Source organism: uncultured Caballeronia sp. (assembly GCF_964243625.1).
In the GTDB taxonomy this organism is placed as follows: Bacteria; Pseudomonadota; Gammaproteobacteria; order Burkholderiales; family Burkholderiaceae; genus Caballeronia.
The window spans coordinates 1-11,156 of sequence record NZ_CAXTGZ010000163.1 but is presented as its reverse complement, the minus strand read 5'-3'; the positions used below and the strand labels follow the sequence as shown (position 1 = coordinate 11,156).

The 11,156-nt window shown below is 60.9% G+C and carries 12 protein-coding genes; 8 read left to right on the top strand and 4 right to left on the bottom strand.

All coding sequences use genetic code 11. The features are described 5' to 3' along the window. From ACFFAR_RS13505 to ACFFAR_RS13490, 4 genes are all read left to right on the top strand, one after another. Positions 1-1,078: sugar ABC transporter ATP-binding protein (locus ACFFAR_RS13505; RefSeq protein ID WP_375507996.1), on the top strand; the 1,078-nt coding region annotated here is incomplete at its 5' end. Beyond that, positions 1,059-2,081 (top strand): ABC transporter permease, encoded by a 1,023-nt coding sequence (locus tag ACFFAR_RS13500; RefSeq protein ID WP_062171578.1) that lies wholly within the window; start codon positions 1,059-1,061, stop codon positions 2,079-2,081. The genes ACFFAR_RS13505 and ACFFAR_RS13500, both read left to right, overlap by 20 nt. A gap of 63 nt (positions 2,082-2,144) precedes the next feature. After that, entirely contained in the window at positions 2,145-3,095 is a 951-nt protein-coding gene (locus tag ACFFAR_RS13495) for a substrate-binding domain-containing protein (protein ID WP_062171577.1), read from the top strand. A gap of 40 nt (positions 3,096-3,135) precedes the next feature. Next, a complete protein-coding gene (locus tag ACFFAR_RS13490; RefSeq protein ID WP_174362345.1) occupies positions 3,136-4,191 on the top strand; it encodes a TIM barrel protein in 1,056 nt (351 codons plus the stop codon). A 41-nt stretch (positions 4,192-4,232) separates the two neighbouring features. Here the strand turns inward: ACFFAR_RS13490 and ACFFAR_RS13485 are convergent, their stop codons facing one another. From ACFFAR_RS13485 to gndA, 3 genes are all read right to left on the bottom strand, one after another. Beyond that, positions 4,233-5,369, bottom strand: a complete 1,137-nt coding sequence (locus ACFFAR_RS13485) for a hypothetical protein (RefSeq protein ID WP_174362344.1) — start codon at positions 5,367-5,369, stop codon at positions 4,233-4,235. After that, entirely contained in the window at positions 5,359-5,928 is a 570-nt protein-coding gene (locus ACFFAR_RS13480) for a DUF4365 domain-containing protein (protein WP_174362343.1), read from the bottom strand. The genes ACFFAR_RS13485 and ACFFAR_RS13480 overlap by 11 nt, the downstream gene beginning before the upstream one ends. A 172-nt stretch (positions 5,929-6,100) precedes the next feature. Next, positions 6,101-7,507, bottom strand: coding sequence for an NADP-dependent phosphogluconate dehydrogenase (gndA, locus tag ACFFAR_RS13475; RefSeq protein WP_062003365.1), 1,407 nt, complete (start codon positions 7,505-7,507; stop codon positions 6,101-6,103). Positions 7,508-7,895: 388 nt separating this feature from the next. Between gndA and ACFFAR_RS13470 the strand changes: the two genes are divergently transcribed. The 4 genes from ACFFAR_RS13470 to ACFFAR_RS13455 all read left to right on the top strand — a co-directional run bounded on the left by ACFFAR_RS13470 (position 7,896) and on the right by ACFFAR_RS13455 (position 10,444). Beyond that, positions 7,896-8,231 (top strand): hypothetical protein, encoded by a 336-nt coding sequence (locus ACFFAR_RS13470; RefSeq protein WP_174362342.1) that lies wholly within the window; start codon positions 7,896-7,898, stop codon positions 8,229-8,231. A 74-nt stretch (positions 8,232-8,305) separates the two neighbouring features. Then, positions 8,306-9,253: a 2-dehydropantoate 2-reductase gene (panE, locus tag ACFFAR_RS13465; protein ID WP_375507995.1), complete on the top strand. Its 948-nt coding sequence runs from the start codon at positions 8,306-8,308 to the stop codon at positions 9,251-9,253. A gap of 91 nt (positions 9,254-9,344) precedes the next feature. After that, complete coding sequence (locus tag ACFFAR_RS13460) at positions 9,345-9,917, top strand: chromate transporter (protein ID WP_174362340.1); 573 nt, start codon at positions 9,345-9,347, stop codon at positions 9,915-9,917. Continuing rightward, positions 9,914-10,444, top strand: a complete 531-nt coding sequence (locus ACFFAR_RS13455) for a chromate transporter (protein ID WP_174362339.1) — start codon at positions 9,914-9,916, stop codon at positions 10,442-10,444. Before ACFFAR_RS13460 ends, ACFFAR_RS13455 begins: the two co-directional genes overlap by 4 nt. A 157-nt stretch (positions 10,445-10,601) precedes the next feature. Here the strand turns inward: ACFFAR_RS13455 and ACFFAR_RS13450 are convergent, their stop codons facing one another. Then, a complete protein-coding gene (locus ACFFAR_RS13450; protein WP_375507997.1) occupies positions 10,602-11,150 on the bottom strand; it encodes a hypothetical protein in 549 nt (182 codons plus the stop codon). Positions 11,151-11,156: the final 6 nt, after the last annotated feature.

The window sequence follows — 11,156 nt, the reverse complement described above, 5'->3', positions numbered from 1 at the left end:
CCGCATCCGCTTCAACGGCCACGCGGAGGTCGGCGTCGAAATCGCGAAAGCCATGCTGCGCGATGCACGTCTCCTGATCATGGACGAGCCGACCGCGACGCTCACGCCTTCGGAAACGCAGCGCCTCTTTGCATTGATGGCGCGGCTTAAAGACGACGGCGTGACGATCGTCTATATCTCGCACAAGCTCGACGAAGTGGAGCGCGTGACAGATGAAGTGATCGTGATGCGCGACGGCCGCTTCGTCACGCGCAGCCCGACGGCCGAAACATCGCGCCAGCAGATGGCGAACCAGATGGTCGGGCGCGAGGTATCGGACATGTTCCCCGACAAACCGCCGCTTGCAACGGATGCGCCCATTGCGTTCAAGGTCGATAACGCCTTCGTTCCCGGCTGGGCGGAGAACGTCAGCTTCTCGGTGCGCGCGGGCGAGGTGTTCGGCTTTGCGGGACTCGTGGGCGCGGGGCGTACGGAACTGTTCGAAGGACTCATCGGTTTGCGGGTTTTGACCGCGGGACGCATGGAACTGGAAGGCGTCCAGATCAATCCGCGCAACCCGCGCGCAGCCATGAAAAACGGCATCACGTACTTGAGCGAAGACCGCAAGGGCCGCGGCCTGCACGTCGACATGGCGCTCAAGGACAACCTCACCATGATGACGCTCGAACGCTACGCGCATCCGCTGCTTGATGGCCGCGCCGAACGCGATGCGCTCAAAAAAGCCGTACAGGACTTCGGTATCCGCACGGGCAATCTTGCGAGCCGCGCGCGCATGTTGTCGGGCGGCAATCAGCAAAAACTTGCGCTGGCGAAATTCCTGCATCCCGATCCGCGCGTAGTCGTGCTCGATGAACCCACGCGCGGTGTCGATGTCGGCGCAAAACGCGATATCTATTTCCTTATCCACGCGCTCGCCGCCGAAGGGCGCGCGGTGATCGTCATTTCATCCGAACTGATCGAGCTGATCGGCCTGTGTCATCGCGTGGCGGTGATGCGCGGCGGCCAGCTCGTCGCGACGCTCGGCTCCGAACATCTCACCGAAGAGAGGTTGATCGCGCATGCGACCGGCACACACTGAAGGCGTGGAAGTATCGAAACGCAGCCGCCTCGGCGGACTCGCGCGGCGGCTGCACGGCGTCGGGCCGTTGCTCGGGCTGATCGCGCTGTGCGTGGGCGGGACGCTGCTCAATCCCGATTTCGCCACCTTCGACAACGCCATGAACGTTCTCACGCGGACATCGTTCATTGGCATCATTGCGGTGGGCATGACGTTCGTGATCATCTCGGGCGGTATCGATTTGTCGGTTGGATCGATGGCCGCGCTGATCGCCGGCAGCATGATCTGGACGATGAACACGCTCGCTCACGGCGTGGGCGGCCACAGCTTTGCGCCGCTGACCATCATTGCCTTAGGAATTGTTCTAGCCCTTGTTCTAGGGGGTCTTTTCGGTTTGGCGCATGGTTTGCTTGTGACCAAGGGACGTATAGAACCGTTCATCGTGACGCTGGGAACGCTCGGAATTTTTCGCGCCGTGCTGACATGGCTCGCGGATGGCGGCGCGCTCACACTCGACAACACCTTGTCCGATTTATACGGCCCCGTGTATTACGCAAGTCTGTTTGGGATCCCGGTGCCCATATGGGTGTTCCTGATCGTCGCGGCGGGCGGCGTGATCGTGCTGAACCGCACCGTCTTCGGCCGGCATGTCCAGGCAATCGGATCGAACGAACAGGTCGCGCGATACGCCGCCATTCGCGTGGACAGCGTGAAGATCGTCACCTATGTGCTGCTCGGTCTTTGCGTGGGCGTGGCGACCGTACTGTACGTGCCGCGCCTCGGGTCGGCCACGCCGACCACCGGCCTGCTGTGGGAGCTTGAGGCGATCGCGGCCGTGGTGGTCGGCGGCACGGCGCTCAGAGGTGGCGAAGGGCGTGTGATCGGGACCGTGATCGGCGCAATCCTCTTGTCGGTGATCGCAAACATCTTGAATCTCACCAGCATCATCAGCGTGTATCTCAACGCGGCAGTGCAGGGCGCCGTGATCATCTTCGTAGCGTTTTTACAGCGTGGACGTCGTTGAAGTCTGTTCGAACCGTGCCCTGAAACCCTATCAGGCGCCTGTCATGACAATGGAGACACAGCAATGAAAAACATTCTTCGCGCACTCGGCGCACTGACGCTCGCGGCGAGCGCCGTCTCGGCCATCGCGGCCGATAAAGTCACGCTCGGCGTCGCCATCCCGACCGCCACGCATGGCTTTACGGGCGGTATTGTGTGGTGGGCTAATGAAGCAAAAAAGGAACTGGAGGCGGCGCATCCGGATCTGAAGATCATCGTCAAAACGGCTGGCGGCGCGCCCGAACAGGCGAACCAGTTGCAGGATCTCGTGACGGTCAACAAAATTAACGCGCTGGTGATCTTCCCGTTTGAATCGGCTTCGTTGACGCAGCCGGTCGCGCAGGTCAAGAAGAAGGGTGTGTATGTGACGGTGGTGGATCGCGGCTTGACCGACACCAGCGCGCAAGACGCCTACGTGGCCGGCGACAACACGGCCTTCGGCAAGCTGCCGGCCGAGTATCTGGCGAAGACGCTGGATGGCAAGGGCGACATTGTCGCGCTGCGCGGGATTCCGACCACGCTCGACAACGAACGCTGGACCGCGTTCGAATCGGTGATCAAGCAGCATCCCGACATGAAGGTGCTCGACGCGAAATACGCCAACTGGAATCGCGACGACGCATTCAAGGTGATGCAGGACTACCTCACGCGTTTCAAGCATATCGATGCAGTCTGGGCCGCTGACGACGACATGATGATCGGCGTGCTGAAGGCCATCGACCAGGCGAAGCGCACGGACATCAAGGAAGTGTTCGGCGGGGCGGGGTCGAAGGAAGCGGTCAAGCGGATCATGGATGGCGACAAGCGGGTGCAGGCCGACGTGTCGTACTCGCCGAAGTTCATCTACGACGCGATCAAGCTCACCGCCGAAGCGCGCCTGAAGGGCGAAAAACTGCCCGCCACGACCATCATTCCTTCGGTGTTGATCACGAAGGAAAACGCCAAGCAGTTCTATTATCCGAACTCGCCGTTCTGAGTTTTATCCTAGCTGAGCGCACGTTCGTGGATCGACGATCATGAAAACCATCAAGGGCCCGGCCATTTTTCTCGCGCAGTTTCTCGGCGATGAACTGCCCTTCGACAACCTCGCGCACCTTGCAGGCTGGGCGAAGGGGCTGGGCTACGAAGGTATTCAGGTTCCGTGCGATCCGCGGCTGATCGATCTCGAACAGGCCGCCAAAAGCGATGCCTATTGCGACGATCTGCGCCGGATCGTAGAGGATGCGGGCGTGTGCATTACGGAGCTGTCGACGCATCTGCAGGGGCAACTCGTGGCGGTTCATCCCGCGTACGACACACTCTTCGATGGCTTCGCAGCCAAGCACGTTCGCGGGAATCCGGAGGCCCGCACGGCATGGGCCATCGAACAGGTTGGATTCGCAGCGGCCGCGTCCAGGCGCTTGGGCCTGAGCGCGCACGTGACGTTTTCGGGCGCGCTGGCCTGGCCGTATTTGTATCCGTGGCCGCAGCGTCCGCCGGGTTTGATCGAGACAGCGTTCGGCGAGCTTGCCAAGCGGTGGCGTCCCTTGCTCGACGCTTTCGATCAGGCCGGCGTGGACGTGTGCTACGAGTTGCACCCGGGCGAAGACCTGCACGACGGCGTAACCTTCGACCGGTTTCTGGATGCGGTAGATCATCACCCACGCGCCAACATTCTCTTCGATCCCAGCCACTTCCTGCTGCAACAACTGGACTACCTACAGTTCATCGATATCTATCACGAACGCATCAAGGCCTTTCACGTGAAAGATGCCGAGTTCCGGCCAAACGGACGACAGGGCGTGTACGGCGGTTACTCGGGCTGGGTGGACCGCGCGGGCCGCTTCCGTTCTCTCGGCGACGGACAGATCGACTTCAGCGCAATCTTCTCGAAGATGGCGCAATACGATTTCCCTGGTTGGGCGGTGCTCGAATGGGAATGCGCGTTGAAACATCCCGAGGATGGCGCAAGCGAAGGCGCCACCTTTATCCGCGATCATATTATTCGCGTGGGAGATCGTGCCTTCGATGACTTCGCAGGAAGCGGCGCGAATGGTGAGGCTTTACGGGAGGTGCTGGGGATTCGCGGTTAGATCGCCTGCGCCACGCCCCGCTCTTGTGCTCTTGCTCTTTGTCACTCCGGACCGATCAAGGTGAAGCTGGTCACGTCGACCAGCGTACGCGGTTGTCGCCCGGGACGCAGCCGCCCTGCGATGCGGACGAAAGTCCGATCGTCCAGATGCGCGGCAACCGCGCTTGCATATTGCTCGTGATTGAGCACAACGCGCGCCTTGATAGTTCCCTTGTCATGCTGGAGCAATCCGACGACGACCTCGCCCGCCCGGTTGCCTTCAAGATCGAATTGCCCATTCAGATGCTCGACTGTCCCAATGAATACGTCGTCGCGGTCATGCTCGACCGCACGCAACTCGCGGCGAACCTCGTCGATACGCCCAAAGTGATCGCTCTCGATTCGTATGCTTGCGGCCGCGGCGATCTCCTGGGGTAGTGCCACGGTTGTTGCCCAACGAAACGACAGGTCGATGCTGTTCTGCATTTCTTCATCATGCATACGCGTCAGTGCTTCGCACAGATTGGAAGAAACAACGGGCGAGCGCGCGTCTTTTTGCGAGTCGACGAAGCGGGTAAGCGTGTCTGTCTCGATGGCGTCAACCAGATCGCGCACGCCGCGACGGGCGCTCAGCATGGTCATGCGCACAAATGATTCGTTGGTGTTGGCGAGCGCAAGCGCGGCTGGCGTTTCCATGGCATCGACAGGGCACGAAACGCGCACGACGAAGCTGCCGCGCTCCGTGTGGCCGAACCGCGCATGACTGGCAAGCTGTGTGGCTTCGCTTCTATGCAGACGCGGATGATGAGCCTGCGGCCGCAACACCGTGCAAGCCGAAGCAAGCAGAACCTGCTCCGCGCCAAGCAGCAACGACGCCGCAAACGACAAGGGCAGGCCTTCGTTGAACGCACCGCGCCCGGTCACCCGGTAATACATGGAGTCGTCACGGGAGATTGCTGCAAGCTGAATCAGCTCTGTGAGCTTCATACCCTGCAGGTCGGCGAGCTTTGACATGGCGAGCTCGCATGCCTCCGCGTAGTCCAGCGCGTGCTGATCCATTGGAATGACAATCTGGCGACGCGGTGCGCAATCATGATGGAACACGTACAGTCCATCCACCATGCCATCAGGCAGCAATTTCCACCCGAGCGATTGAACGAAATCGCGCAGGCCTGAAGGAGATAGCGTGCTAAGCGTCATGTGGCACCTGGTCAGAAAGGTTTCGATAAGCAGGAATTTCGCGCCGCGAGATGCTTGCCATGAGCTGCATGAGACCGGCTCCGTCGAACGTCTGGCTCTTCGGGATCTTCACAGTGACGCCTGCTGTGTTGTCCGTGGGCGGGGCGCCGCGCAGACTGACCCAGTACGCGCATTTTCGCAGCACGAGTTGCTCCTCTGAATGCTCCAGCCAGTCCTCGGCGTTGGGAGGGAGGAACAGTACGGCGAGTATTCGCGGCGACGCGTGTGTCTCCCGGCGCAGGGCGTCGTACTGTTGCGTCCCGGAGAGGAAGTAGGAGAGCGATTCACCGTCGTCGAACGGTGTCTTGACCGTTGCCTTCAATTGGACCTTGACGTCGACTTCGGTCAACGGGCCGCCGTTCGGGAATGGTTCCCAGCCCGTGAGCATGGCGTCGATGCCGGCGTTGTCGTCGTGCCGGTTGCTGATCTTGCAGTTGACCCCTGCGTGCGAAGCGATCGCATGAAGATAAGCGTAGCTCAGCTCCGATTCCCTGTTTAATACTGAAAGTGCAGTGGCCATGATCCCCCCGGTAATGTTTCCATCAACAGGAGATGCTAGCGACAACTGAAAAATATCGCCTGATGAAAATTTCACCGCGACAAAATTTGGCAAATCTGTGCGGCTGCAAAACAAAACGCCGACGCATTTGCGTCGGCGTTTGCACTGCATCGATCAGCTATTTGAGAGGCTCTTACGACCAGTCAGCGTGGAAGCTGCCCTTCTTGTCCACACGCTCGAAGGTATGCGCGCCGAAGAAGTCACGTTGTGCCTGCACCAGATTCGCCGGCAGCGTCTCCGAGCGATAGCTGTCGTAATACGCGACTGCCGATGAAAACGCCGGCACCGGCACGCCTGCCTTCACCGCGGCGACCACGACGTCGCGCAGCGCGTCCTGATACTTCGCGGCGATATCGCTGAAGTACGGATCGAGCAGCAGGTTATGCAAATCGGCGTTGGTCTTGTAGGCATCCGTGATCTTCTGCAGGAACCCTGCGCGGATGATGCAACCAGCCCGGAAGATCTTCGCGATCTGACCGTACTGCAGATCCCATTTGTATTCTTCCGATGCCGCGCGCAGCTGCGCAAAACCCTGTGCATACGAAACGATCTTGCTCAGGAACAACGCGCGCCGCACGGATTCCACGAACGCATCGCGATCGCCATCGAACTTGGGCGAAGGACCCTTCAACTGCTTGCTCGCTTCCACGCGCTGGTCCTTCAGCGACGACAGCACGCGCGCAAACACGGCTTCCGTGATCAGCGGCAGCGGCGCGCCCAGATCGAGCGCGTTCTGGCTCGTCCACTTGCCCGTGCCTTTTTGCGCGGCGCGATCGAGGATGACATCGACGAGATCCTTGCCGGTCTCTTCGTCCTTCTTCGCGAAGATCTTCGACGTGATCTCGATCAGGTAACTATCCAGTTCACCCTTGTTCCACTCGACATAAACGTCGCCCAATTCCTTGTTCGACAAACCCGCCACGCGCTTGAGCACATCGTAGCTTTCGGCGATCAACTGCATGTCGCCGTATTCGATGCCGTTGTGAACCATCTTCACGTAATGTCCCGCGCCGTCCGGGCCCATGTAAGCCACGCACGGCTCGCCGTCCGGCGCCTTTGCGGCAATCTCGGTCAGGATCGGGGCGACGAGATCATAGGCTTCCTTCTGGCCGCCCGGCATGATCGAGGGACCCTTCAGCGCGCCTTCCTCACCGCCCGATACACCCGTGCCGATGAAATGCAGGCCCGACTTCGCGAGGTCCGTATTGCGGCGGATGGTATCGGTGAAATGGGTGTTGCCGCCGTCGATCAGGATGTCGCCTTTTTCAAGCAGCGGGCGCAGCGAATCGATCGTCGCATCCGTGCCCTGGCCGGCCTTCACCATCAGCAGGATGCGGCGCGGTTTTTCCAGCGACTCGACGAATTCTTCCAGCGTGTAAGACGGCACGAGCTTCTTGTCGGGATGCTCGGCCATCAGGTCATCGGTTTTTTCGCGGCTGCGGTTGTAGACCGATACCGCGTGCCCGCGGCTCTCGATATTCAATGCCAGATTGCGTCCCATGACGGCGAGGCCGACAACGCCGATTGCTTGTTTGCTCATGTTTCTCTCCGAATGACCGGAGCGTTTGCGGTTCGTGGCCGCGCACGCTGCGGATGCGTTTGTGTCAATGGGGGCGGTGCCCGCGAGGCGTTCCGGCCGGACTTCTGCGCCACCATGTGGGGAGCGCCGGGGCACTGGGCCCGCCGCCTGCCGAACGCCGCGCAGCATGCGCAGACCGAGCGAGATTACCACTTTGACACGCAACTGGCAGACATGGGGTGTGGACGGGCGGTCCGCACAGGCACTATGCGCCAGCGTTCGACGGGTAAAAAAAGTTCCCTCGAAAGCACGCGCGATAAGCGCCTCGTTCAACGCCGGTCTAAAATAAGCGTCCCCAGCCCGTTCCAGAACCGATCTGCGCGCGGAATAAGCGCAACAAGGCAAATGCATGGCGCTTCGAAGGAAGGTTCACCATTACCACGTCTACGTGATCGAACTCGCCGATCTGGTCTGGAACGAAGCGCGTTTCCGGCGCGCCAACCCGGATTACGTGCTGGGCAAGCCTTTTGTATATGTGGGCATGACGGGTATCGACCCTGATGTTCGTTTCGATAAACACAAGGCCGGCATCCAGTCGAACCGTTATGTGCGCGATTTCGGCTTGCGCTTGTTGCCGCAACTGTACGAGTTGTATAACCCGATGCCGTACGAAGGCGCTCGGGAGATGGAAGTGGAACTTGCTATTGGCTTGCGGGAAGCGGGTTATGGTGTCTGGCAGGCTTGAGCGGCATGATCAGGAGCGGCGCGCGGTCACATGAAAATCCACGCGCAAAAAATCAGACTATTCAGGAGGAGCACATGCGGATTCTGGTGGTGGGCGCAGGCGCAATCGGCGGTTATTTCGGCGGACGGCTGCTTGACGCCGGAAGGGACGTGACGTTCCTCGTACGTGAACGGCGCGCTGCGCAACTTGCGCAAACGGGCCTCAACCTGCGCAGCCCGAACGGCGATTTATCGATACCGAATCCGCCCGTTGTACTGGCCAAGGACGTGACCGAACCGTTCGACCTGATCGTGCTCAGTTGCAAGGCTTACGATCTTGACGGCGCCATCGAATCGATAAAAACCTCGGTCGGCCCGAACACCGCCATCCTGCCGCTGCTCAACGGCATGCATCATCTCGATGTGCTCGAAACACAGTTCGGCCCCGACCGCGTGCTGGGCGGCCAGTGCGTCGCGGCTGTAACGCTCGATGCCGAAGGCACGGTCGTGCATCTGAACAAGCTGCATTCCCTGACGTTTGGCGAGCGCGCGGGCGGAACTTCGACGCGCATCGAGGCGATCACGGCCGAGCTGACTGGCGCGCAATTCGACGCCTTCGCAAGCCAGAACGTTCTCCAGTCCATGTGGGAAAAGTGGACCTTTCTCGCGACGCTTGCAGCCGGCACGTGCCTGATGCGCGCGCCGGTGGGCGATATCATCGCGGCGCCGGGCGGCCAGAAACTGTTGCTCGATCTTTTCGATGAAGCCCGCGCCATCGCCGCGGCAAACGGTTTCCCGCCGGGCGAAGCCGCTGTGACCCGCACGCACTCCATGCTCACCGAAACCGGGTCCGGCATCACCGCTTCGATGCTGCGCGACCTCGAGAACGGCGCGCGTATCGAAGCGGATCACGTGGTGGGCGACCTGATTGCGCGCGGCAAGGTGGCGGAGCAAGAGCAACATTCGCCGATCTTCTCGACTGCCTATACGCATCTGAAAGCTTACGAATCCCGCCGGGATCGCAACGCGGCGAAGACTACCTGAACGCTCGACAACGGCTACGCAGTCAACGCTTTGAATCCGCGCGAACAAAGCGTTACCCTCTCTCGCTTTTCCAAAGCACTCATTGCGATCAATGCACGAAGACGCTCACGCACAGCCGCCGGCGCCGCCGACCGTCGCGGATATCTTTATCGGCTTCCTGACGCTCGGGCTGACCGCGTTCGGTGGCGCGCTGCCGCTGGCACGCCGCGAAATCGTGGAGCGCCGCAAGTGGCTCAACGCCGACGAATTCACCGATCTGCTCGGCCTTTGCCAGTTCCTGCCGGGCGGCAACGTGATCAACTTGTCGGCCGCGATCGGGATGAAATTTCGCGGCGTGCCCGGCGCGCTTGCCGGGCTGCTCGGATTGCTGGTCGGGCCATCTCTGATCGTGATCGGGCTCGGCGTGCTCTATCAGCGCACGCATAACGACGTACACATCCGCCACCTTTTCGCCGGACTGGCTGCTGCAGCGGCGGGTCTGCTGGTATCGATGGCCGTAAGAGTCGCGTGGCCCTTGCGCAAGAAAGTGTCGATGGCAGTCGTCGCCGCGCTGGCGTTCGTGGCGATCGCATTGCTGCGCTTGCCGCTGCTGCCCGTGATGCTCGTGCTTACGCCAATATCGATATTCATCGCATCCAAAACGAATCGCGAGGTGAACCGATGAACCACGATCTCGCTTCCCTCGCCGCAATTTTCAGCCAGCTCTCGCTGCTCGCATTCGGCGGCGGCAACTCCATCCTGCCCGAGATGCAGCGGCAAGTCGTCGAGGTGCATCAGTGGATGTCGAAAGCGGATTTTTCCGCGATGTTCGCGCTCGCCCAGGCGGCGCCGGGGCCGAACATGATGATCGTGACACTGATTGGCTGGCACGTCGCGGGATGGCCCGGCGTGATCGTGACATCGATTGCGAAGTTCGGGCCTTCGTCCGTCGTGACCATTGCGGCCATGCACGCGTGGGAGCGCTTCAGGCTGCATCCGTGGCGACGATATGTGCAACTCGGCCTCGTGCCGATGACCGCAGGTCTCCTTGCGGCGAGCGCCGCGCTGATCGCGGAGGCGTCGGACTCGCAATGGGTGCTTGGCGGCATCACGGCGGTGATCGCGGTGCTGTCTTTCAAGACGAAGGTGCATCCGTTGTGGTTGCTGGCCTTGGGAAGCCTGATCGGATTGACGGGGTTCGGCCAGCTCTAAGGCCAGCGTCAAGCCGCCGATGCCTCGACGCGCAGCGGCGACGCCAATACGCACCGCGAGCGCCGTGAGACCTTGCGCGAGACCGAACCGCCCGGTCCCGCGCATCAAGTCCTACGCCATTACGACGGCGACCACTCAGAAGATTCCGGCCGTGGGATCAGGCAGCATCGACCAGCTTGGCGATGTCATGGACGTCGATCGTGCGGCCATACTTGTTCTTCACGCCATTCCCCCATGCCTGAACACATGCGCCCGGGCTCAGATAGTCCACGAGTTCGGCTGCGGCGTGAGGCGGCATGCGCAGCGATGTGCCGTCGTCGAGAAGCGCGCCGCGCAGCTCGCCCTTCGGGCCATACAGCGACAGGGTCACTTCGCCTTGAACGTCCATTGGTTTGCCTTCGGGTTTCGGGGCCTTCGGACCGTGATGCTGCGGGCCTTCATCAACGAGCTCCGCGCCTTGCGCACTCGTCAGCGATACTGCCGCGATGACATTCGCGTCACGCGGTTTCACGCCGTGTACGCGAATGGCGTTGCCCACTGAAATGTGCTTCATGACCTGCTTCGTCATATGCGGCGGGAAGTGAACTTGCAGTGTGCTGCCGGCGGTATTCAGTACGAGTCCGTCGAGTTCACCGTGCGGATTCAACAGGAATTGCGCGACCTTGCCGCGCGTTTCCGGCAGGCAGGCGGGATCGATCCAATGCATGTGTGC

What these genes read in the sequence shown, in the direction of transcription:
- ACFFAR_RS13500 (WP_062171578.1), top strand. Translation starts at nt 1,059, where the DNA reads ATGCGACCGGCACACACTGAAGGCGTGGAAGTATCGAAACGCAGCCGC.
- ACFFAR_RS13495 (WP_062171577.1), top strand. Translation starts at nt 2,145, where the DNA reads ATGAAAAACATTCTTCGCGCACTCGGCGCACTGACGCTCGCGGCGAGC.
- ACFFAR_RS13490 (WP_174362345.1), top strand. Translation starts at nt 3,136, where the DNA reads ATGAAAACCATCAAGGGCCCGGCCATTTTTCTCGCGCAGTTTCTCGGC.
- ACFFAR_RS13485 (WP_174362344.1), bottom strand. Translation starts at nt 5,369, where the DNA reads ATGACGCTTAGCACGCTATCTCCTTCAGGCCTGCGCGATTTCGTTCAA.
- ACFFAR_RS13480 (WP_174362343.1), bottom strand. Translation starts at nt 5,928, where the DNA reads ATGGCCACTGCACTTTCAGTATTAAACAGGGAATCGGAGCTGAGCTAC.
- gndA (WP_062003365.1), bottom strand. Translation starts at nt 7,507, where the DNA reads ATGAGCAAACAAGCAATCGGCGTTGTCGGCCTCGCCGTCATGGGACGC.
- ACFFAR_RS13470 (WP_174362342.1), top strand. Translation starts at nt 7,896, where the DNA reads ATGGCGCTTCGAAGGAAGGTTCACCATTACCACGTCTACGTGATCGAA.
- panE (WP_375507995.1), top strand. Translation starts at nt 8,306, where the DNA reads ATGCGGATTCTGGTGGTGGGCGCAGGCGCAATCGGCGGTTATTTCGGC.
- ACFFAR_RS13460 (WP_174362340.1), top strand. Translation starts at nt 9,345, where the DNA reads ATGCACGAAGACGCTCACGCACAGCCGCCGGCGCCGCCGACCGTCGCG.
- ACFFAR_RS13455 (WP_174362339.1), top strand. Translation starts at nt 9,914, where the DNA reads ATGAACCACGATCTCGCTTCCCTCGCCGCAATTTTCAGCCAGCTCTCG.
- ACFFAR_RS13450 (WP_375507997.1), bottom strand. Translation starts at nt 11,150, where the DNA reads ATGCATTGGATCGATCCCGCCTGCCTGCCGGAAACGCGCGGCAAGGTC.